This window comes from Shinella sp. 20P9.1.1, from assembly GCF_057798995.1.
Window position 1 is genome coordinate 517,928 of record NZ_JBYOLC010000001.1, and the last position, 21,865, is coordinate 539,792.

Below are 21,865 nucleotides of genomic sequence, written 5' to 3' on the forward strand. Positions count from 1 at the left end.
CATTATCCTTTGTTCTCTAGCGCATAATCCTGCGCTGTCGCGGGGGAGGGGGCCGCGCGGGGCGCGGCCGTCGTGCGATGGGGTGGCGTCACGAGACGGCGCCACCGGGCTGCAACCGGCATCGCCAGATGCCGGAGTGCGACGGGATCGCCGAGCGCCGCCCTGAGTGCAGGCCCGAACGACCGGTTCTTGAGATGCTGGACCAGCGCGAGAAACGCGCGCGTTTCCTGCAGATTGCGCGTACGGCGACGCTGGGCGGCTGCGGCTTCGCCCGCCAGCGGAAAGCGGGCGAGGAAGCGCCGGTCGCCGGCCAGCATGGCCTCGACGTGATGGAGATGCAGCACGCGCGAAATCGAGCCTTCGCGGATGTGGTAGATATAGCCGGGCGCCGGCACGACCACGCAGCGGCCACCGGCGGCAAGCGCGGCGGCAAACAGCAGGTAGTCCTCGCCGATCCGCAGCGCCTCGTCATAGAGGAGGTCGTTGTCCTCCAGAAAGGCACGGCGTAAGATCGGCTTCATGTAGCCGAAATTATGCGTGCTGCGGAAAATCCGGTTGGAATCGATGAAATCGGCAAGCGCGATCCGCGGGGTGCGGGCAAGCAGCGCATCCGCGAACATGGTCTCGATCCGGCCATCGGCATGCAGGACGAAGAGGTTATCGACCACGAGCGCGGCGTCATCCCGGTCGGCGGCCGTGATCATGCGGCAAAGCCGGTCCGGCTGCATCGTGTCGTCGGCATCGAGCACGGCGATCCAGCGGCCGCGCGCTGCCGCGAAACCGGCATTGCGCGCGCCGCCGGGGCCGCGGTTGCGCTCGAGCGCGACGAGCCGGACGGCCGGATCGGCGAGCGCAGCGACGGTGGCACGCGTCGCATCCGTCGAACAATCGTCGGCGACGATCACCTCCACGGTGACGCCCTGCTGCGCAAGGGCGCTACGGATGGCGTGCTCGATCGTATCGGCCGCGTTATAGGCGGCGATGACAACGCTGACGTCGGGGCCGGTCATCGCACGGCCTCCAGCTTGCCATAGGGTTCGATGGCGCGGGTGCCGAAGAGGCCTCCGATCGCGCCGGCATGCAGCAGGCCGCGCAGCAGGAAGCGGTTGCGGCGGATGGGGAACAGCACGAAGGCAGCCGCACCCGTGAGGCAGGTCGCGCATTTCGCCCCGGCAAGGGCGGCAGCCTTGATACGCGCCAGACCATCCCGCCGTTCGGCCAGCAGCCGGCCATGGGTCTGGCCCATGCGCAGCCGGCGCTGCGCCAGCCATGCGAAGCGCGCGCGGGCGACCGGCACGGATTCCTCCACCCAGGCATCGGCGGCAAAGGTGATGCGGCCGCCGGCATCGTAGACCCCGCTGAAGAAGGCAGAATCCTCGCCGCCGCTGCGTCCGAGCGCAAGATCGAAGCGCCGGCCGGCGACGGAGGGCGCAGCCAACCGCATCAGCACATTGCAGGTATAGCCGGTGCGGATCTCGCCCTTCACCCAGACGGGGCGGGTGGCGTGGAAATCGCCGCGCCGCATCCAGTCGGGCGTTCCGGGCGCATAGAGCGCGCGGACGGGGCCGAGCACCACATCCGCGCCGTTGAGCTCCGCCGCATAGAGCAGACGGGCCAGCCATTGCGGTTCCACCGTCTCGTCGTCATCGACGAAAGCGAGGAAATCGGCATCGCTGTTGTCGAGGCAGGCATTGCGGGCAAGCGAGATGTTGCCGGCCGGGCAATGGACATAGGCGACCTCGACAGGCATCCAGTCCGCAGCTGCCGCGACACGCGGATAGGCGCTCGGCTCGACGTCATTGTCGGCGACGATGACGCGGAGGCGGACGCCCTGCGGCACCTTCAATGTTGCCAGCGAGGCGAGCGTTTCCGTCAGGATCTCGCGACGGAAGGTGCAGACGGCGATGTCGATTTTGATGGGTGCGCTCATGCCGGCATCCTCCGCTGGCGGATGTCGAGCAGTTCGCGCCAGAAGCCGGCCGACCAGGCGAAATGCATGATCATGGCCGAGATGGCGGCAAGCGGGCCATAGGGGTTGCGCTGGCCGAGCGCCATCCACGCGCCATAGCCAAGGCAGGCGGCGGCCCACAGGACAAAGGGTACGGCGGCAATCCAGGTCAAGGCCGCCAGAAAGGCGCCGGCGGCGACGGGCGCCACCATCAAGGGCAGCATCTGGCGCAGGCTTGGTCGCGCGCGGTGTTTCAGGAAATTGCGCGCGCGGCCACGGCCATAGCCGAAATACTGCTTGAAGAGCGGCAGGGCGCTGGCACGCGGATAGTAGATCATGCTGGTGCGCGCCGTCATCCAGATCCGGTAGCCCGCCTGATTGAGCCGGTAATCGCATTCGGCATCCTCGTTTGCGGTGAAACTCTCGTCGTAGCCGCCGACCGCGCGGAAGGCGGCGATGCGCATCAGCGCGTGGTGGCCGTGGTCGGCCCAGTGGCTTTCGGCGCCGACGCGATGCTTGGCTCCGCCATTGCCCAGCACGGAATTCTGCGCGACGGCGGTCGCCTTCTGGAACGTGCCGAAGCCGACGGTCTGCATGGCGACCACGACGGAATCCGCCCCCGTCTCCAGCGCGTCCTCCACCAGCACGCGGCAATAGTCCCTTGGATAGGTACCGTGCGCATCGATGCGGATCATATAGTCGTGCTCGACGCCGAAGGCCTCGATGGCGAGGTTGATGGCAGCACTCTGGATGCGCCTGGGATTGTCGAGCACGTGCATTTTCGGCAGGCGGGCGGCGAGGCTGCGGGCGATATCCCGGGTGCCGTCCGTGCTGCCGCCATCGACGACGACCAGCGTCGCGTTGAGGTCCGCAAGGGTCGGTTCGAGCTGGCTCACCAGCGATTCGAGATAGGGCGCCTCGTTGAGGCACGGGATCACGATCAGGCAGCGCACGGCTGCGGCTTCGTCAACGGTCATGGCAATTTACCTCGCTGGCCACTTTGCTGGCGATGAGGGAAGGAGCGGGATGCGGCGTCGCCGGCTGACGCAGCGCGGCGAGGCGCTGGACGAAGGCGGCGCAATCGGCGCGGTCGAGGATCCAGGGCCGGGGACCGCCTGCGACGAGATTGGCATGAAGCACCTGATAGGCGGCCTCATCGAAGCTGGTGAAACGCTCGATCAGGGTTTCGAGCCGCGCATCGGCAAGCGCGATACCGACGCCGTGCTGCGTGGCCAGCCGCGCCGTCTCGGTCCCGTCGAGAACGATCGGCAGGGCGCCGTGGCGGCAGCCCTCGTAGAGCCGGTTCGGCAGGAGCCAGAGCGAGTTCTGCCCCTCCTCGAAGAAATCCACAGCCCAGGTGAAATCGACATTCGCATAGAGGACGGAAAGGTCTTCCGGATTGCGATAGGGGCCTTCGAAACGCAGATAGGGTTCGCGGGCGACAAGGCCGTCGAAATCGTCGAATTCGCTGCGCACCGGCCGGCCGCGCAGGAGGACCTCGACGCGTCCCTCCATGTGCCGCGTAAAGGCGGCCAGCAGGTCGAGCGAGTTGCGGCAGCGGATCGCGCCGAACCAGCCGATGCGCCATGGCGCGCCGTCCGGCCGGGTGCGGGTTTGCATGGCCGGTTCGCTGTCGTCGAGCTCCAAAACCTGGTTTTCCAGAAGATGGACCGGCGCGCGGATGCCGGACAGCGGCTTGAAATAGTGTTCCACGAAGGCCGGGGAACTGGTGACGAGCAGACGGGCATCGCGGCCGAAATGGCGTTCCGCCGCACGCAGAGTCGTGCCGGCAAGCCCCTTGTCCAGCATCAGGCGATGCACGTCGAGGCACTCATAGGCGATCGGCACGCCGCCGAAATGTCCGGAGGCGCGATTGGCAAGCGCCAGCATTTCGAGGTTGCGCGCCAGAATGACATCCGGCCGGACAAGGCCGGCGAGCAAGTGCGGGAGCTTGGCCGCTGCCCCGGCTACCGCGAGGAGGCGTTGGGCAAAGCGGGCATCCGCGGTCGCGCCGAGTTCCAGCGGTGTGACACCTTCGATCTCGGCGAGGCGGTTCTCGCCGCGCCGGAAGCCGGCGAGCGTGACCGTCGCACCACCCGCGGTCAGCATCAGCACCCGCCGGCGGACGGCGGGATCGGAAAGGTCATGAACGAGGTAGAGAACCCTCAGCATAGGCGTCTCCGTCAATTCGTGAGGCAGGCGACGGAGCCGTCGAACTGGCATCGATCGCCCTCGGCGGTAAAGGCGATGCGCTCGACCTCGAGCGTCGCCTTGCCGGCAAAGGCGAAACGGCCCATCCAGTCGGACAACGTGTCGGTGCCCCAGAGCGAGAGGAAGATCTTCTGGGCGTTGGACGGCAGTTTTGCGGCGTCCGTCACCTCATGCACGAGCGCGCCGTTGATGTAGTAGCGCAGGCGATCCTTCTGCCAGACGAAGGCATAGTCGTTGAAACCGCTGTCCGCACCACCATCGACCGGCACCAGTTTTTCATGGCCGCCCTTGCCGGCGACATACTGGTTGAGCTGCACGCGGCTCGTGTCCTTGCCAAGGACCTCGAAGTCGATCTCGTCATGCGGCTTCTTGTCGGCGGGGCCGATATAGCTGAAGAAGGCGGAGTTCAGCCCGGAGCCCGTCGCGGCCTTCATGCGCACCTCGTAGGTGCCGTAGCCGTAGCGCTTGCGGGCCTGCACCTCCCCGCAGGAATAATCCCGTTCGCCCGCCGGCTTTGCATCGAAGGAGAGCGTCAGCTTGCCGCCGTCGACGGCCACCTGATCCTTCGACCAGGTGCAGTTCTGATGTTTTCCGTTGTTCCAGCCATCGGAAACGTACCATCTGCTGGTATCGAGCGTGTCGAATTCTTCGACGAAGGAGGTGCCGTTACCGCCTTCCTGCGCGGCGAGCGGAGCGGCGGAAAGCAGGAGGGCAGCGGCGCAGAGCGCCTTTTTCGGAAAAAGGGTCATGTTTACCTCCGTTGGGCGATGGAGCCGTCGGGCTTCATCTGCGGATGGCCGGCCACGGGCCGTTTCTGGCCGCCTGCGCGGCGGCCGGTGAGGATGGCGGCAAGGGCGGGGGCAAAGCGTCGTGCCGCGGCGTGGGTGGAAATGAGGATGGCAAGCGCCAGAACCGGGGACGTGGCATAGAACAGCGGGTAATCGGCAATGCCGAGCCGGTTCCAGACCATCCAGAACAGGATGAGCAGCGGATAGTGTCCGCAGAAAATCCAGAAGCTCAGGCCGCCGAGCCGCGACAGGGCCTGGCCGAGGTCGGTGCGGATCATCAGGGCCGAGAGCGCCCAGGCGCAGAAGATGCCGGCAATGGCGGAAAGGCTGCGCAGCATGTCGAGCCAGACCGGAAAATCCGGGCCGAAGGCATAAAGCGCGAAAGAGAGCAGAACAGCCATCGCCAGAACGGCGGCGACGATCAGGGCGGCACAGCGGTCCAGGCGGGTGATGTCGACGCGGTGCAGCGCCATGGCGACACCGAAGCTGAAGCCGAACAGGATGGATTTCTTCAGAAAGATGCCGTTCGGCAGCGGCAGCACCGCATAGGCCAGCATCAGCGCAAGCACGATGCGCGGATAGCGCAGGACGAGGACGGCGATGAGCGGCGACAGTAGCAGGCACAGCAGAAGGTCGCGCAGGAAATAGAGCGGGATGTTGATCGGCCAGCTTTCGATGGCCAACGCGAGGTTCATCCATTCGCGCGGGCCGGCATGCACGACGTCAGGCAGGTAGCCGAAGCCGATGCCGCGCGATTGCGCGCCGTAGACCAGCACGAGAAAGGCCGTATTCCACAACAGGAAAGGCAGGAAGATGGTCGAGGCCTTGCTGCTGAGCGTCTTGCGGTAATCGAAGCCTTCGAGCCCGCGATGGAAGAGCAGGTAGCCGGAGATGGCGCTGAGGCACGGCACGCCGATGCGGAACAGGCTGTCGGCGAGGAACACGCGCAGCCAGTCCAGCCCGCCGAACGTGCCGAGATAAGGGCTCGTTGCCGGGTCGTGGGGAACATGCACGAAGATGATCCCTGATATCAGCACGATGCGCATCAGGTTGATGCGCGCTGAAACGGTCGCGTCGATGGTCACGATGTCCGTCACCCCTCTGGTGAGCCGATCCCCCTGGACGGCGTTCAAACAAGAGCAGACTGGAGCCTACGAAGAGGAGTGTGGGCGACAGGGCGGCAAAAAATATGGCGATGCAGCAAATTTATCGGCAGGGAAGGTTGCATTGCAGCATATATCGCGGCGATAACGGCGCGGACGGGACGTCTGTTTCGCCGTCGCGGAGGAAGTTCGATCCCCGGTCCTGCAATACTTAGAGGTCCATTCAAATATACTGATTTAGGCGCAATTTGTGGGTGCAGGCGGCGCCGAAACTTTTTTGTGGTTCCTCCTGCCTTCTGTCGAGGATGGCTGTGATTGCGGCCGGGGGTTGTCGAATTGGGGCGGCCTCAAGGCACGCCGGCGGCAGCGGCGATCTTCGGCCGGCGAACGAGATCGAGGAGCTTTTTCAAGAGCGGCCGTTCGGTGAGAAGGGTGAGGGCCGCGTAGATCACGCCGCCGAGTGCAATGCCGAGGGCGACCTGCAGGACGGGATGAAAATGCGGGGCGAGACCGTGTTCGAGGGCTGCGCGCACGGCCAGCGCCATCAGCACGGCCGTCAGCATCGGGCGGACCGAGCGGTAGAAGCCGGAGAGGAAGGGCGTCTGGTCCGCTCGGAAGACGACCCAGGAATAGCCGACGAGAACGACGGCGTTGACGAGGCAGAGCGCCACCATCGCCTCGATGAGCGTGCCGTTATAGGCGCCGAAGACGACCGCGGCGGTCGTTGCGACGGCGCGGCCGATGGCCCACCAGAACAGCGCGCCGCCACGGCCGGCCCCCTTGAGATAGGGGATGAAGGTGCTGCAGGGGGTGAGCAGCCCCTTGGAGAGCGCGAGCAGTCCGAGCACCGGCCAGGCGGCGGCCCATTGCGGGCCGAATAAGAGCAGCATGGCGGGTTCGGCAAGTGCCCAGAGGCCGAACATCATGGGGGCGAGCAGCAGCGTCGTCACCTGTGTGCTCAGCATTAGCGCCTGCGAGCGGCGCTTCCTATCATGCATCATCGCGCTGAAGGCGGGAAACAGCACGCCCATGACGCCCGACAGCACGACCTGGTTGGGAATGCTGGAAAAGCGGTTGGCGGCGGAATAGGCGCCGGCATCGGCGAGGCCAAGGAAGCGCGATATCACCACCATGGGCGACTGGAAGGTCACGAAATTGGCGACCTCCGAGCCCATCAGGCCAAGGCTGAAACGCCCCAGGCGGACGACGCCTTCGGCGCGAAACTGGAAACGCGGCAGATAGCGCGACACGAAGAAGAGGCCGGCAAGCCGGATGATACCCGCGACGAAAAGTTGGGCGACGAGCGCCCAGACGCCGAAACCGGCCAGCGCCAGGATGACGGCGACGATGGCCGCTATCGATTCGGAGATCATGCTCCACAGCGCATCCCGGCTGAACTGCATGCGCCGGGCGACCAGTGCATAGGCCACGTCGCCGGCAAGCTGGAGCGGAATGAGCAGGCACATGAGGCGCAGCAGGTAGGCCGCATCGGCCGCGCCGAACCAGCCGGCGAGCGGCTCGGCCCAGATGTAGAGCCCCGCCGCCATCAGGCAGGCGAAGGCGAGATTGGCCCAGAAAACCGAGTGGATCGTCTCCTCGTCTTCATCGGGTTCGAGGATCAAGGCGGAGGCGAGACCCGCCCCGCCGATCATCGCGAGAAACTGCACGACGGCCAGTGCGACGGCGACGCCGCCGAACTCTTCTGGCGTCAGCAGACGGGCCAAAATCGGCACGGTGACAAATTTAAGCCCGAATGTGCTTGTCTTGGATAGGAGACTCCAGCCGACATTTCGGGTGACCGATTTGGCATTCACGGGCGGGGACATAGCGGGATCCTGTATCGCAAGAGGAGCTTTGACGACGACGACAAGCCTGCGCCGGAAACGGCCGCGCCCCGGTGGGAGGAGACCAGACGAACGTCTTTCTAGAGAGAACACAGGGACGAAAACATGGCGAAGCTGACAGTTATTATTCCGTTCTACCAGAAGGAACCGGGCATTCTAAGGCGTGCGCTGACGTCTGTTTTTTCCCAAAAATTCAAAGACTTCAATGTCATTGTCGTCGATGATGAATCGCCCTATCCCGCCGATGGCGACATCATCGGATTTTCCGATGAAGAGCGTGCCCGCCTGCGTATCGTGCGTCAGGAAAATGCCGGTCCGGGCGGTGCACGCAACACCGGGCTCGACCATGTGCCCCCGGAATCCGACCTCGTCGCCTTCCTTGATTCGGACGATAGCTGGACGCCCGATCACCTCGAAAATGCCGTCGGCGCGATGTCGCAATTTGACGCGAACTGCTACTTCGCCTCGATCACCGGCAGCGACGCCTTCTACTACCATTTCGGTGTCGCCGACCTCGAAAAGACCGAGGCCGTGGTGCGCCTTTCGGACGATCCGCTTCTCCTCGAAATCCCCGGCCTGACGCAGGTCATGCTGAAGAACTGGAGCTTCCTTCACCTCTCCGCGATGGTCATCGGCCGGCCGCTGATCGAGCGCGTGCGTTTCGACGCGGCACTCCGGCTTGCGGCGGAAGACGTGCTGTTTTTCTGCGATTGCGTGCTGGCCGCCCGGCGGGTCGTGTTGAGTGCGGCGGCCGGCGCGGTGCGCGGCGAGGGGCTCAATATCTTCCACGGTGTCGATAACGATTCACCGCAGTTCCTGCGCCAGCAGTTCAACACCTGGGTGGCGCTCGACCGGCTGGAGCAGCGTTTTGCCGAACGCCCGGCGGAGATCGCCTCTCTGCGCGCCTACAAGCAGACGGCGCGGCGCCAGGCGCTGTGGAGCCAGGCGCGGCGCGTGCGCCACCGCAAACTGCCGCAGTTCGACATGCTCGCCCGCTGGGCGGTGCGCGATCCGCGCCTCTTCACCAGCGTTTTCGCGCTTGCCGTCGGCAAGTTTTCCCGCTGACCCACCGTTTTCCAAGGAGAGGACATGAAGCCCTATTACTGGGAATCGCAGCACGGCAATTTCGGTGACGACCTCAATCTCTGGCTTTGGGATTTCCTGTTGCCGGGGTTTCGCGAGGTGCACCCGGACGTGCTGCTCGTCGGCGTCGGCACGGTGCTGACCAAGACCCTCCTGCCCGAGGAAGGGCGGAAGCTCGTGCTCGGCAGCGGCTTCGGCTATGGTGTTCTGCCGGATATGCGCGACAAGGATCTCTGGGACATCCGCTGCGTGCGCGGGCCGCTGACGGCCGGGAAAGTCGGCGTGCCGGAACATCTCGGTATCGTCGACCCGGCGGTGCTGGTCGCCGACATGCCGGAATTCGCAAACCGGCCGAAGCGTTATCCTTGCGCCTTCGTGCCCCATTGGGAATCGGCGGTGGCTGGGCTCTGGCCGGTCGTCTGCGCGACCGCGGGCATGCACTATATCGATCCGCGCGGCGAGGCGAAGGATGTGATCCGCGAGATCGCGCAATCCGAGCTTGTCATCGCCGAATCCATGCATGGCGCGATCCTGGCCGATGCCTTCCGCGTGCCGTGGGTCGCCGTCAGCACCTCGGCCAATATCAACAGCTTCAAATGGCAGGATTGGGCGGCGACGCTCGGTGTCGAGCATCGGCCGCGCCGCATTCCCATCTCCACCCGCGCCGAAGCGATCATCAAAGGCGCCCGCTTCTGGGGCGTCGATTATGACGGCGCGACGTTTGCCGGGAGAGGGCAGGCCGCCGTTGCCGTCGCACAGGCCACGCCGCGCGGTGGCTTGCGCCTTGCGGCTAAGCAGATGCTCGCCGCCCCCTCGACCCTGGCGCTCTGGCAGGCAAGCCGCGCCGAACCGCAACTCAGCACCGATGCGCGCCTGTCCGAGCGCAAGGAGCGGCTCTATGCGGTGCTGGAGGATGTGCGGCGCGACTATTTTTAGTCGGTCGTCAGCAGATAGCGCAGCCCGGCCTGGGGGACGGGCTGCCGGGGGCGAACGCGGCGGTGGGCGGCCTCCAGCTTGTCGCGGAAAATGCCGCCGGTAATGGCGGGCAGGTTGGCCGGGTTTTCCAGGGCATAAGCAAGGGCCGCGCCCGGGCCGCCCTCGCGCTTGCGATCCAGGAAATGGCGTAGCGCATGGCGCCGACCGATTTGCCGGCAGTGGCGGCGCAGCGCATCCGCGGCATGAGGAGGCACATTGCCGGCCGAGAGGATAGTGCGTTCGGCCTCAAACAGGGTTTCGAGATCCTTGGTGCGATGCTGGCCGCTCAGTGAATTGGCCCGCACGATCGCGCCATAGCCGCAGCTTTCGATGACCGTGTAGCGCGCGCCGGCGATCAGCGCGCGGACATAGAGTTCATAGTCCTCGCCAAGCCGCATGTCCTCGCGGTAGCGCAGATCATGCGCATCGAGAAAGGCGCGGCGCATGACCGGTTTCAGGAAGCCTAGCTCCCCGCGCGGCGCGCCACGGCGCGAGATATTGCCGAGCACGAAGGCTTCGAGATCCAGCCGGCGCGGGTTCGGGGCGAAATCGGCCGGCGGATGCGCTGGGTCGGCTTTTTCCATGAAGGCGATATTGTCGGCGATGAAGTCCCAGTCCTTGCAGGCGAGCATGCGGCGGAAGCGGCCGGGAAAGAAGAAATCGTCCGCATCAAGAATGGCGATCAGCGGTGCGCGGGAAATGGCGATCGCGTGATTGCGCGCGGCCGATGGCCCGCGATTGACCTTGAAGCGGATGACATCGAGCCGCTTGCTGCCATCGTCGGCTTCGGCGGCGGCGGCCATGGTGCGGTCGTCCGAGCTGTCATCGACCACGATCACCTCGGCGACTTCAGGCTCGGCAAGCGCCGAGCGCACGGCCCGGCCGATCGTGTCCTGCGCATTCCTCGCGGCAATGATGACGCAGACCTTGTCTTCCTGGGTCACGACGATCCCCTTTCACGCGTTGAACCATGCGCGGAGCGAGCCGCGCTGCAATGCAGCATGAAAGGCGAAGTGGGCACAAAAACGGCTTGGCGAAAGCGGTTGCGCAATCAGGACTGCGAGTGGCCCGGCTCGTTCATCGACACGGGCACCGACGGCTTGGTGCCTTCCAGCCCGGTTTTGCCGCGGGCGGCACCCTCTAGTTCGGCCTTGCGGGCCTTCGCGGTGCGCCAGGTTATGAACAGCAGCGCGAGGAAATAACCGATCTGGATCAGCACGGCGCAGATCACCGTCTGGATCGCGGTCGTCGCAAGCGAGCCGGTGGAGAGGTAGGTGACGATCGCGAAAGCCACGAGCGCGAAACACATGCTCAGGAAGAAACGCGGCCCAAAGGCCGGGCTGTCCCGCCATTTCGTTTCCGGCGCACGTTTCATCGGTGGATCTGCCTTCTCCTCTGAGGCTCACGGGAGACTATACGGGGCCGCTGTCTGCCGTGCAATCTTTGGTATTAACCAGTCGCATGCGGCCCTGGTTCCTGCTTTTCGCCCAATTGTGTTGTGCTTCCGTTACCGCGCAGTGCCATCCGGCAGAATCATCTGCCCCGTTCCTGCCCCTATTCCGACACGGTTGGACAAAGTCGGGACCACCGCCTCCCTGATGGCGGGAAATCGTGATTTTGGGCTGCATCCGATGGGTTGCGCACGCGACGGGCCGCGATCAACTTTTGTTACAATTTGAGTGGATTCTAATGGAAAATTTTGCAATGCAAAATAATATTGCGATGCAAAAAATCCTTTGTGATGAACGTCTATCTGCCAGTCACGGTGCATGTTGTCGCGCCATTTCAGGTAGAAGCGTGTAAAAGATGAGAGGCCGGTCACGTCAAAAGAAGTGATGAAAGAAAAGCTCCGCGAATTTCATGTGTGAAAAAGACGCAAGATGCTTCGGCCTGCCGACCAGGGATACTGTCGGGTAGAGAACAAAATCACAAAATTAGGAGATGGTAATCTTCTGAAATTCCCACCCCGGTTTCTTTGTCCACCGATCACGCTTCAAAAAACAAACTGTGACCATACACTCCCCGTTGGATGCAGGAACGCGTCCCAAGGACCCGACCAAATCGCAAATCCAATGGAGCCATCTCTATGAAGTCCGCGACCCGATCGGCCAGTTCGCCGTTTTTCAGTTCGTCAATATCCGGCGCTCCGCCGGTAGGGGGAATATCGAAACGGAGCTTTGACATTCTGGTGGCACTGGCCGCCCTCATCGTGCTCAGCCCGATCTTCGTGCTGATCATGACCCTCGTGAAACTGTCCGACGGCGGCAAGGTCTTCTATGGCCACCGCCGCATCGGCTATAACGGATCGAGTTTCCGTTGCCTGAAATTCCGCACCATGGCGGAAAATGGCGATGCGCTTCTCCAGGCCTATCTGGAGGATAACCCGGCCGCCGGCGAGGAATGGCGCACCACGCGCAAGTTGCAGCACGATCCCCGCGTCACCGTGGTCGGAACCGTGCTGCGCAAGCTGAGCCTGGATGAACTGCCGCAGCTCATCAACATTGTCAGGGGCGAGATGAGCCTTGTCGGCCCGCGCCCGGTGGTGGAAGATGAGCTGCAGCTCTATGAAGGCTCCGCCGTCTACTATCTCCAGACCCGTCCCGGCCTGACCGGCCTGTGGCAGGTCAGCGGGCGCAACGACGTGTCCTACGAAACGCGCGTCGCCTTCGACACCCATTATGTGCGCAACTGGTCGCTGACCAGCGATCTCATGATCGTCGCGCGCACCATCCCGGCCGTCTGCCTTTCCCGCGGCAGCTACTGATCCGAAGTGTTCCCGCGCCCGTCCGGCAAGCCGGATGGGCGAAAACGCTCGAAGAGAGGGATTTTCATGAAGACGAATTCGACCGCGGCATCCGCCGCGACCGCCTTTTCTGTCAAAGTCCTCGGCGGGCTTTGCCTCGCCTTCGCCTTTGCCGCGCCTGCCGCAGCCTCCGCGGAGGAATACCGGCTCGGCGTGATGGACAAGCTGCGTATACGCGTCGCCGAATGGCAGACCGCCGAAGGCGCCATCCGCGACTGGAGCGCGGTGAGCGGCGACTATGCCATCGGCGCTGATGGCGCGCTCTCGCTGCCCTTTATCGGCCAACTGCCGGCGGACGGGCGCACCTCCGCCGAACTTGCCGAGGATATCGGCAGGAAGATGCAGGTCCTCTTCGGCCTGAAGGATCTTCCCTCCGCCTCGGTGGAAATCGCCGAATACCGGCCGGTCTATCTCTCCGGCGAGGTGCAGACACCCGGCGCCTATCCCTTCGCGCCGGGCCTGACCGTGCTCAAGGCCGTCAGCCTCAGCGGCGGCCTCAAGCGCGGCGATCCCGGCCAGCGTTTCGCGCGCGATTTCCTGCGCTCCGAAGGCGAGGCGGCCGTGCGGGTCGCGGAGCGCAACCGCCTCCTCATCCGCCGCGCCCGAATTGCCGCCGAGATGAGCGGGGCAAACGAGATCGTCACGCCCAAGGAGCTCGGCAACTCGGACGAGGCGCGTGCGATCCTCGAAAGCGAAAAGGCGTTGATGACCTCGCGCGAAAAGCGGCTGCGGCTGCAATTGACCGCGCTCGCCGACCTGAAATCGCTGCTCACCAACGAGATCGATGCGCTCGGCAAGAAATCGGAAACCCAGACGCGCCAGCTGGAACTCGTGCAAGGCGACCTTTCCAAGGTGGATTCGCTCGCCGAGAAGGGGCTCGCGATCAGTTCCCGGCGGCTCGCGCTCGAACAGCGCACCGCCGATCTGCAAGCGGCACTGCTTGACATCGACACGGCCTCTCTCAAGGCCAAGCAAGACATCAACAAGGCGACGCAGGACGAAACCAATCTGCAGAACGACTGGGACGCCACCCTGGCGCAGGAATTGCAGAACACCGAGCAGGAGCTGGACACGCTGACGCTGAAGCTTGGCACGAGCCGCGACCTGATGTCGGAGGCACTGATGCAGTCGGCCGATGCCGCCTCGCTGAAGGGTGGGATGAGCGCCGACAATATCGGCTATTCGATCCTGCGCACGGTCAAGGGCAAGGCCGAGCAGATCCGCGCCACCGAAACGACGCCGGTCCTGCCGGGGGACGTCGTGAAGGTGGAACTCGATCTGGCGACGCAGTGAGGCTTCGGCGATGCGGATTGCGAAGACGCGCCTGATCGGACCCGATGGCAACGAGGCCTATGCTGCGTTCGCCATCGCCCTGTCCTTCTTCGTCTTCGCCTATTCCTTCCGCTTCGGGCAGGCCTCCATCCTGGCCTATTACGCGCTGTGGATGCCGCTCGTCGCCGTGGATTACCGGCGCGTGCTCGGCAATTATGCACGATATGCATGGATCTTCGCCTTCGCGCTTTTCGCCTGCCTTTCCGTCTTCTGGTCGCAGGCGCCGGGCACCACGGCGCGGGCCGGCGTGCAATATCTCTCGCATGTCGTCTGCGCGCTGATCGCTATGCGCGTCGTCGATACACGCACACTGGTGCGCGGTGGTCTGATCGGTACGGCATTGGTGCTGCTCTACTCGATGGTCTTCGGCGTCTATCACCTCGATCCGCTCGACGGCACCTACAGTTTCGTCGGGGCCTTCGCCTCGAAGAACCAGCTTGGATTCTATGCCTCGCTGGCGGTGCTCTTCGCCTTCGCCGCGCTCTTTCTCGGCGTCGAGCGCGGCCTGTGGAAGCTTGCCGCCATCGGCTGTGTGCTGGTCGCGCTCTATTGCCTCAAGGCGTCGCAATCGGCCACTTCGGTGCTGACGACCGTTGCCATTGCCGGCCTTTGTCTCGCGCTCAGGGCGCTGGAAAGACTGGCACCCCGCCATCGCAAAATGCTGTTCCTGGCGCTCGCCGTTCTGGCCGTGTTCATCGTCATCGCCGGTGCCTATGGCGGCGGTTATGAAATGGTGCTCGGCGCCTTCGGCAAGGATGCGACGCTGACCGGCCGCACCTATCTCTGGCAGCAGGGCATCGAGACGGCGGGCGAAGCGCCCGTTGCCGGCATCGGCTATCAGGCGTTCTGGGTGCAGGGCTTTGCGCTTGCGGAAAAGCTCTGGGCGGATTTCTTCATCTCCGGGCGCAGCGGGTTCCATTTTCACAACACCTTCATCGCCGCCACCGTCGAAACGGGCCTCGTCGGTTGCCTGCTTCTGACGATGGTGCTCGTCGTCACCCTTGCCGGGCATCTCGGCCGGCTGCTTTCGGCGGCACGTGACGCGGAGGCGCTGGTGCTCTTCACCGTCGCGGCGCTGCTCGCCGTGCGCACCTTCGTGGAGATCGATATCCTCAATCCCTACCATGTCGGCTCGTTCCTGCTCTATTTCGCCGCCGGCAAACTGGCCGACGGTCGCCGCCGCCCTGTCCAGAGGTCTGCTCCCTACAGGACGGCCTTCGCATGACGGCAAGGCCTTCGTCCGGCACCCTCTATGGCGTGCAATATCTGCGCGCCTTCGCAGCACTGGCCGTCGTCTTCTTCCATGCGGCGGAGCGCACCGGTCACGCCTTCGCCATCGGTGCGGCCGGCGTCGATGTCTTCTTCGTCATCAGCGGCTTCATCATGTGGGTGATCGTCGAGCGGCGCCCGGTCTCGCCCGGGCGCTTTCTCCTCGATCGCATCAGCCGCATCGTGCCGGTCTATTGGTTGGCGACGGGCGTCATGGTGGCGGGCGCTCTGGTGGGGCTTTTTCCCAGTCTCGTGCTGACGGCCGGCCACGTCGCCGCCTCGCTTTTCTTCGTGCCGCTCCGTTCTCCGAGCAGCGGCGAGATCTGGCCGGTGCTCGTGCAGGGCTGGACACTGAATTACGAGATGTTCTTCTACCTCGTCTTCGCCGCCTGCCTTGCCCTGCCGCTACGGTTGCGGCTTTGGAGCATGGCCGGGATATTCGGCCTGCTGGTCGCCCTCGGCCTCGTAGTCGAGAGCGATGCCTCGCTCTTCCTCGCCTACACCCGCCCGATCATCCTCGAATTCGTCGCCGGCATGCTGATCGCTCGTTTGTGGCTCGACGGCCGGGTTCCGGGCCGCCCGCTGGCCTTCGCGCTCATCGGCCTCGGCCTTGCCGGCTTTACTGCCATCGGCGTGCTGCGGCTGCCCTTCGACGAATGGATCTGTGGACCGCTTGCCTGCGCGCTGGTCTATGGCACCGTCGCCCTGGAAAAACAGGGCGGCATTCCGCGTCTTGCGATTCCCGTCATGCTTGGTGACGCGTCCTACTCCATCTATCTTTGGCACACATTCGCGATTTCCATCGTCGCCAAGGCCGGCATACTGCTCGGCATTCCATCGGCTACTGCCTTCATCCTCTCGGTCTGCGCCGGCCTTACCGTGGGCCTTGCCGCCTATTACCTCATCGAACGTCCGCTGTTGCGCAGCGGCAAGGATAGCTGGTTCATCCGGCGGCGCGCCAAGACGGTGGGCTGAATTCAGGTCGGAACGCTCAGGCCCACCTTGATGCGATCCATCGCCACGAAGGTGCGGAAGCGCTTGACGTTGTTATTGCCGAAGAACAGGCGGCGGGTGAGGGCTTCGTAATCCGCCATGGCGGGCACGACGATGACCAGCACGAAATCGGCCTCGCCGGTCACGTAATAGCATTGCTGGATCTGCGGTTCGGCGGCGAATTCGCGCTTGGCCTGCTCGATCTGCTCTGCCGTCTCGCTGATGACCTCGACCTCCACGAAAATGGTGATCGACTGGCCGACGGCCGCGGGATCGACGACCGCGACATTGGCGCGGATGACGCCCTCCTCGGTCATGCGCTTTATGCGTCGTTGCACCGCCGGTGCGGAGAGATTGATGGCCTCGCCGATCGTTCTTTGCGGGGTCGTGTTGTCCCGTTGCAGGATATCCAGGATCTTGCGGTCGAAGGCGTCGAGCGATGGGACTGGTGGCAAAAGAGGGGCTCCACGAAACAAACTTGCAAAAACACTGCCAAATATCAGCGCCGTTTTCGCCCGTGCTGCAATATGTTTCTGCGCGACAGCAAAAGAGGCCCGCATGTTTCTTCTCAACACCCATTCCGACCACCGCAGCCCGCTTGCCGGCCCCGACGCAGACATGCTCGGTCTCGAGGCCGCCGCTGCCGTCGAGCGTCACCTGCAATTCCGCGACAAGAATGCCGAAACGCCGCTCGTTTCCCTGCCGGGCCTGGCGGCGGCGAGCGGGGTCAGCACGATCCATGTGAAGGATGAAGGGCAGCGGCTGGGGCTCGGCAGCTTCAAGGCACTTGGCGGCGCCTATGCCGTCATTCGCCTCGTGCTCGAAGCGGCGGAGGTGCGGCTGGGGCGGGTCGTCGATATGGCAGCGCTGCATTCGCCCGAGATCCGGCAGATCGCGGAGGGCATGACTTTCGCCTGCGCGACGGATGGCAACCATGGCCGCTCGGTGGCGCAGGGCGCGCAGCTCGTCGGCGCGCGCTCGGCGATCTTCGTGCATTCCGGCGTCAGCGATGAGCGGGTGGCGGCGATCGCCCGCTTCGGTGCCGAGATGATCCGCGTGGCCGGCAGCTACGACGATTCCGTAAAGGAGGCCGCGCGTGTCGCGGAGCAGCGCGGCTGGACGATTGTTTCCGATACCTCCTGGCCCGGCTATGAGCGCATTCAGGGGCTGGTGATGCAGGGCTATACGGCGCTGGTGCGCGAAGCTCTGCGGCAGATTCCGGCGCCGCCGACCCATGTCTTCGTCCAGGCCGGCGTCGGCGGCATCGCGGCGGCCGTTGCGGGGCATCTGGCAATCGCCCTTGGCGAGAAACGGCCGGTCTTCACCGTCGTCGATCCCGCCCGCGCGGCCTGCCTGTTCGAGACGGCGCGCGCCGGCCATCCGGTGACGGTGCCACATGGCGAGCCGACCGTCATGGCGATGCTCGAATGCTACGAGCCCTCGCGGATCGCCTGGCGCATCCTGTCGCGCGCCGCCGATGCCTTCATGACGGTGGACGAGCAGGATGCCGTTTCCGTGATGCGTCGCCTTGCCAATCCTGTTGCGGATGATCCAGTGATCGTCTCCGGCGAAAGCGGCGGCGTCGGTCTTGCCGGCTTCCTGAAGGCCGTGGCCGATCCGGACATGAAGGCTGCCCTTTCCATCGGCCCGTATGCCCGCATCCTCGTCGTCAACACGGAGGGCGCGACCGATCCCGGCCGCTACCGGGAGATCGTCGGAGCGTCGCCCGCCGACGTTCAGTCGCGCGGTGTCGCATGACGACGTCTTCCACTGATGCCGCCAGGCTGCGAGAACCCGGCGGCAAGGGAATTCACCGAAGACGATGCGCTCGTAGCGGGCGGCCACATCCACTGGATGTCACCAGCACGCTGACGAAAGGGAAGTAGCGATGGATATCGAACAGTTGGTTTCCGACATGCGCTCCTGGCGCCGTCATCTCCATGCCCATCCGGAATTCGGCTTCGAGGAGAAGCAGACTTCGGCCTTCGTGGCGGCGAAGCTGCGAGAATTCGGGCTCGACGAGGTCGTCGAGGGCGTCGGCGGCACGGGGGTGGTCGGCACGCTGAGGCGCGGCAGCGGCAATCGTTCGATCGCGCTCCGGGCGGATATGGATGCGCTGCGCATCCCCGAGCAGGGCGACCTCGCCTATGCCTCGAAAAAACCCGGCGTCATGCATGCCTGCGGCCATGACGGCCATACGGCGATGTTGCTCGGCGCGGCGAAAATGCTCGTCGAAGAGGGCGGTTTCGACGGCACGGTGCGCTTCGTCTTCCAGCCGGCGGAAGAGTGGGGCCGGGGCGCGCTGGCGATGATCGAGGACGGCATTCTGCAGCGCTTTCCGTTCGACGAGATCTACGGAATGCACAATCTCCCCGGTCTTCCCGTCGGGCATTTCGAGACCCGCCCGGGCGCCATCATGTCGGCGGAGGATAATTTCGAGATCGTGCTCAAAGGTGTCGGCGGCCATGCTGCCCGGCCGCATGGCACGAATGAGGTGCTGGTGGCGGCCTGCGCGCTGGTCACCAATCTCCAGACGATCGTCTCGCGCCGGCTGAACCCGACGGATATCGGCGTCGTCTCGGTGACCGAGCTGATCACCGACGGAACGCGCAACGCGCTGCCGGGGCTGGCGCGCATTCTGGGTGACGCCCGTAGCTTCCGGCCGGAGGTGAGTGCGGAAATCGAAAAGCAGATGCGGGTGATCACGGAGGGCACGGCGCTGACCTACAACGTCTCGGCCGAGGTGACCTATACCAGGGAATTCGTGCCGCTGCTGAACGATGCGGCGCTGACGGACGAGGCTTTCGCCGCGGCGGCCGATGTCTTTTCCCCTGATACCATTGCCGTGCGTCGCGAGCCGATGACGGGCTCGGAGGATTTTGCCCGCTTCCTCGATTTCGTGCCCGGCTGCTTCGTCTTCCTCGGCAACGGCAAACAATCCGCGCCGCTGCACAACCCTACCTACGATTTCAACGACGACGGTCTCGTCCACGGCATGCGATTCCATGCGGCCATCGTCCGTCGGCGTCTTCCGCCGGCCTGAGCGTCACAGCTCTTCGAGCGTATCGCCGAAGCGCTCGATGCCGCGCAGGCGGGTGCGGCCGGCGGGGCCGGCGCGTTCGATCGTGCGCGTCGTGATGAGGTGGCAGACGGCCATGACCGAGACGTGGTTGAACAGTGCGCCGGGCGCGAGCGTCTGACAGCGGAAGTGCCAGGCGGCGCTGGCGCGATGGGCGACGCCTTCATCGGTGATGTAGAGCAGCTTTGCGCCGCTCTTCTCGATGGCCGTCAGGATGGTTTCCATATGTGCGACGCGGCGGCGCAGGCCGAAGACGATGGCGACATCCTCGCCGGTGACGCTGACGAGATGTTCGCCGAGCGTCTGGCCGGCGCCGGGAATGGCGACGATGTTTTCCACCACCTGCGTCATCTGCCATTGCAGGTAATCGGCAAAGGCGTGGCTGCTGCGAAAGCCGAGGACCCAGGTCTTGCGCGCCTTGAGGATCGCGTCGGCGACCGCATCGACCTGCGCGTCGGTGATCGTGGCGAAGGTGCCTTCGAGATTGGCGATGCCCTGCGCGGCATGGGCGGCGACGGATTGCTCGGCGGCCGCATCGGTGGAGGCGGCGAGGAACAGGCGGGAGCCGGTCTGCCGCTCGTCGCGCGCATGGCGGCGGGCCTCTTCATAGGTCTCGTAGCCGAGCCGGCGCACGAAACGCGTCACCGTGGCGTTGGAGACCTGTGCCAGCTTGGCAAGCTCGGAGGCGGAATAGCTGGCAAGCTCGCCCGGAAAGTCGCAGACGAAATCGCCCAGCCGCCGCTCGGCCGGATGCAGGTCGTCGAGCGCGTCGCGCACGCGAAACAGAAACGACCGATCCGTGGAACCCATCTTGCTCACCGTCTTCTCCCGATAAATCAAGGTTGTAGTCGACCGGGCGGACTTCGCAAGGCGTGCTGTGAAAAGCGCTAACAAAGTTTATTGAAAAATAGATTTCACGTGTGTATTATGTGAAAATTGATTTTCATACTGATGCCAAAGAGGAGGAGACTATGGCAGCAGAAGGCATGGTGCAGTCCGGCAAATCATCGCCGGCTATCCGTCAACTGGAGGGCGCACTGACCCGCATCGGGGTCACACGTGCGCACAAGCAGATTATCGCACTGGTCTTGATCGGTTGCCTGTTCGACGCGTTCGAGCAGAACACGATCGGCGTGTCCGGCCCGCTCCTGAAGGAGCACTGGGGCCTGACCGGCACGGATATCGGCTTCCTGAACACGATCACCTTCGGCAGCGCGGCCATCGGTCGCCTGCTTTCGGGCATTCTCGGCGACCGCTACGGCCGCCGCGTCATGCTGACCATCAATCTGCTTCTGTTCTCGCTCGGCTCGGCGGCCTGCGCGCTCGCGCCGGACTTCATGTTCCTGTGCATTGCCCGTGCGATCGTCGGCTTCGGCGTCGGCGGTGAAATCTCGACCGCGGTCACCATGCTGTCGGAATTCTGCTCGCCGAAATTCCGCGGAACGGCGGCCGGCCTCGTCAATGTCGGCGCGGGCGGCTTCGGCAACTTCCTGGCGCCCGTCTATGGCCTGATGATCTTCAGCATCTTTCCCGGCGAGGACAGCTGGCGCTGGCTTTTCGCCTCGCTCGCGCTGCCGGCTCTGCTCGTCGTGTTCTATCGCCGCTTCGTGCCGGAAACGCCGCGTTTCCTCGCCTCGCAAGGGCGCATCGACGAGGCGAACCAGGTGCTCTCGGTGCTGGAATCCGGATCGCTCCGGCCGAAAAAACTTGTGGTCCGCGAATACCTGTCCAAGGACAACGAGCAGGACGCGCCGCGCGCCAAGGGCGGCTGGAAGGAACTTTTCCGTGCGCCATTCCTCGGCCGCATCGTGCCGGTGTCCATCGCCATCCTGATGAGTTACGGCGCGCAGCTGTCCGTTCTGACGCTGATGCCGGTCATCTTCGTCTCGATGGGCTACACGCTGCAGGGCAGCCTGTTCTACAGCATGGTCATCCAGTCGGGCAGCGTGCTCGGCGCCATCGCGGCCTCGATGTTCGGCTACTACTTCCCCCGCAAGCGGGTGCTGACGGTCGGTGCGGTCTGCGCCTGCCTGGCCGCACTCTCCATCCTGCAGTTCGGCACGACCATCTATCTGGTGCTGTTCTTCGGGGCGCTCTTCCAGTTCTTCGTGCTTCTTCTGAACACCTCGATCTGGATCTATGCGCCGGAACTCTTCCCGACCCGCATCCGCGCCTTTGGCGTCGCCTTCATCCTGGCGACGGGCTCGGCGGCCGGTTCCTTCGTGCCGACCATCTCGGGCGCCCTGTTCGACTATTACGGCATGGGCGGCGTGTTCGGGCTTGCCGCGGCCATGTACGCGGTCTTCGCGATCTGCATTCAGCTCGGCCCGGAAACCTATGGCATGTCGATGGAAGACATCACCCAGCGCGCAGATACGGCAGGGACGGACGAAAGCATCCCCTCTGTCGAACCCCTGAAGGCAGGAGCATAACGGAA

At 64.4% G+C, this 21,865-nt stretch carries 20 protein-coding genes; 9 read left to right on the forward strand and 11 right to left on the reverse strand.

Annotated features, from left to right (window positions below):
- Window positions 1-2: 2 nt before the first annotated feature.
- The 7 genes from AC27VQ_RS02390 to AC27VQ_RS02420 all read right to left on the reverse strand — a co-directional run bounded on the left by AC27VQ_RS02390 (window position 3) and on the right by AC27VQ_RS02420 (window position 7,876).
- Window positions 3-1,010: a glycosyltransferase family 2 protein gene (locus AC27VQ_RS02390; protein ID WP_488715051.1), complete on the reverse strand. Its 1,008-nt coding sequence runs from the start codon at window positions 1,008-1,010 to the stop codon at window positions 3-5.
- Window positions 1,007-1,930 (reverse strand): glycosyltransferase, encoded by a 924-nt coding sequence (locus tag AC27VQ_RS02395; RefSeq protein ID WP_488715052.1) that lies wholly within the window; start codon window positions 1,928-1,930, stop codon window positions 1,007-1,009. The genes AC27VQ_RS02390 and AC27VQ_RS02395 overlap by 4 nt, the downstream gene beginning before the upstream one ends.
- A complete protein-coding gene (locus AC27VQ_RS02400; RefSeq protein ID WP_488715053.1) occupies window positions 1,927-2,925 on the reverse strand; it encodes a glycosyltransferase family 2 protein in 999 nt (332 codons plus the stop codon). The genes AC27VQ_RS02395 and AC27VQ_RS02400 overlap by 4 nt, the downstream gene beginning before the upstream one ends.
- Window positions 2,915-4,120, reverse strand: coding sequence for a glycosyltransferase family protein (locus tag AC27VQ_RS02405; protein ID WP_488715054.1), 1,206 nt, complete (start codon window positions 4,118-4,120; stop codon window positions 2,915-2,917). Before AC27VQ_RS02405 ends, AC27VQ_RS02400 begins: the two co-directional genes overlap by 11 nt.
- Window positions 4,121-4,131: 11 nt before the next feature.
- Window positions 4,132-4,908 carry an endo-1,3-1,4-beta-glycanase ExoK gene (exoK, locus tag AC27VQ_RS02410; RefSeq protein WP_488715055.1) on the reverse strand — a complete coding sequence of 259 codons (777 nt, stop codon included), beginning with the start codon at window positions 4,906-4,908 and terminating at the stop codon, window positions 4,132-4,134.
- A gap of 2 nt (window positions 4,909-4,910) precedes the next feature.
- Window positions 4,911-6,026, reverse strand: a complete 1,116-nt coding sequence (locus tag AC27VQ_RS02415) for an acyltransferase family protein (RefSeq protein WP_488715242.1) — start codon at window positions 6,024-6,026, stop codon at window positions 4,911-4,913.
- A 371-nt stretch (window positions 6,027-6,397) separates the two neighbouring features.
- Window positions 6,398-7,876 carry a lipopolysaccharide biosynthesis protein gene (locus tag AC27VQ_RS02420; RefSeq protein ID WP_488715056.1) on the reverse strand — a complete coding sequence of 493 codons (1,479 nt, stop codon included), beginning with the start codon at window positions 7,874-7,876 and terminating at the stop codon, window positions 6,398-6,400.
- 123 nt (window positions 7,877-7,999) lie between these two features.
- Between AC27VQ_RS02420 and AC27VQ_RS02425 the strand changes: the two genes are divergently transcribed.
- Both AC27VQ_RS02425 and AC27VQ_RS02430 read left to right on the forward strand, forming a co-directional pair.
- Window positions 8,000-8,959 (forward strand): glycosyltransferase family 2 protein, encoded by a 960-nt coding sequence (locus tag AC27VQ_RS02425; protein WP_488715057.1) that lies wholly within the window; start codon window positions 8,000-8,002, stop codon window positions 8,957-8,959.
- 24 nt (window positions 8,960-8,983) lie between these two features.
- On the forward strand, window positions 8,984-9,913 hold the full coding sequence (locus AC27VQ_RS02430; protein WP_488715058.1) for a polysaccharide pyruvyl transferase family protein: 930 nt from the start codon (window positions 8,984-8,986) through the stop codon (window positions 9,911-9,913).
- Here the strand turns inward: AC27VQ_RS02430 and AC27VQ_RS02435 are convergent.
- Both AC27VQ_RS02435 and AC27VQ_RS02440 read right to left on the reverse strand, forming a co-directional pair.
- The gene (locus tag AC27VQ_RS02435) at window positions 9,910-10,902 is read right to left on the reverse strand and encodes a glycosyltransferase family 2 protein (protein ID WP_488715243.1); all 993 of its coding nucleotides are present in this window, start codon (window positions 10,900-10,902) and stop codon (window positions 9,910-9,912) included. The two genes, AC27VQ_RS02430 and AC27VQ_RS02435, sit on opposite strands and share 4 nt — an antisense overlap.
- Before the next feature lie 101 nt (window positions 10,903-11,003).
- Window positions 11,004-11,327 (reverse strand): exopolysaccharide production repressor protein, encoded by a 324-nt coding sequence (locus AC27VQ_RS02440; protein WP_488715059.1) that lies wholly within the window; start codon window positions 11,325-11,327, stop codon window positions 11,004-11,006.
- A gap of 711 nt (window positions 11,328-12,038) precedes the next feature.
- Here AC27VQ_RS02440 and AC27VQ_RS02445 point away from each other — a divergent pair.
- The 4 genes from AC27VQ_RS02445 to AC27VQ_RS02460 all read left to right on the forward strand — a co-directional run bounded on the left by AC27VQ_RS02445 (window position 12,039) and on the right by AC27VQ_RS02460 (window position 16,331).
- On the forward strand, window positions 12,039-12,716 hold the full coding sequence (locus AC27VQ_RS02445) for a sugar transferase (protein ID WP_488715060.1): 678 nt from the start codon (window positions 12,039-12,041) through the stop codon (window positions 12,714-12,716).
- A gap of 66 nt (window positions 12,717-12,782) precedes the next feature.
- Window positions 12,783-14,048: a polysaccharide biosynthesis/export family protein gene (locus tag AC27VQ_RS02450; protein ID WP_488715061.1), complete on the forward strand. Its 1,266-nt coding sequence runs from the start codon at window positions 12,783-12,785 to the stop codon at window positions 14,046-14,048.
- 10 nt (window positions 14,049-14,058) lie between these two features.
- On the forward strand, window positions 14,059-15,312 hold the full coding sequence (locus tag AC27VQ_RS02455; protein ID WP_488715062.1) for an O-antigen ligase family protein: 1,254 nt from the start codon (window positions 14,059-14,061) through the stop codon (window positions 15,310-15,312).
- Window positions 15,309-16,331, forward strand: a complete 1,023-nt coding sequence (locus AC27VQ_RS02460; RefSeq protein WP_488715063.1) for an acyltransferase family protein — start codon at window positions 15,309-15,311, stop codon at window positions 16,329-16,331. The genes AC27VQ_RS02455 and AC27VQ_RS02460 overlap by 4 nt, the downstream gene beginning before the upstream one ends.
- Before the next feature lie 2 nt (window positions 16,332-16,333).
- Here the strand turns inward: AC27VQ_RS02460 and AC27VQ_RS02465 are convergent, their stop codons facing one another.
- Window positions 16,334-16,804: an Lrp/AsnC family transcriptional regulator gene (locus tag AC27VQ_RS02465; protein ID WP_488715064.1), complete on the reverse strand. Its 471-nt coding sequence runs from the start codon at window positions 16,802-16,804 to the stop codon at window positions 16,334-16,336.
- 103 nt (window positions 16,805-16,907) lie between these two features.
- On the opposite strand from AC27VQ_RS02465, the gene AC27VQ_RS02470 reads away from it, so the two are divergent.
- Window positions 16,908-18,107 (forward strand): diaminopropionate ammonia-lyase, encoded by a 1,200-nt coding sequence (locus AC27VQ_RS02470; RefSeq protein WP_488715065.1) that lies wholly within the window; start codon window positions 16,908-16,910, stop codon window positions 18,105-18,107.
- A gap of 130 nt (window positions 18,108-18,237) precedes the next feature.
- On the forward strand, window positions 18,238-19,392 hold the full coding sequence (locus tag AC27VQ_RS02475; RefSeq protein WP_488715066.1) for a M20 aminoacylase family protein: 1,155 nt from the start codon (window positions 18,238-18,240) through the stop codon (window positions 19,390-19,392).
- A gap of 3 nt (window positions 19,393-19,395) precedes the next feature.
- Here the strand turns inward: AC27VQ_RS02475 and AC27VQ_RS02480 are convergent, their stop codons facing one another.
- Window positions 19,396-20,238 (reverse strand): MurR/RpiR family transcriptional regulator, encoded by an 843-nt coding sequence (locus AC27VQ_RS02480; RefSeq protein WP_488715244.1) that lies wholly within the window; start codon window positions 20,236-20,238, stop codon window positions 19,396-19,398.
- 161 nt (window positions 20,239-20,399) lie between these two features.
- On the opposite strand from AC27VQ_RS02480, the gene AC27VQ_RS02485 reads away from it, so the two are divergent.
- A complete protein-coding gene (locus AC27VQ_RS02485; RefSeq protein ID WP_488715067.1) occupies window positions 20,400-21,860 on the forward strand; it encodes an MFS transporter in 1,461 nt (486 codons plus the stop codon).
- Window positions 21,861-21,865: the final 5 nt, after the last annotated feature.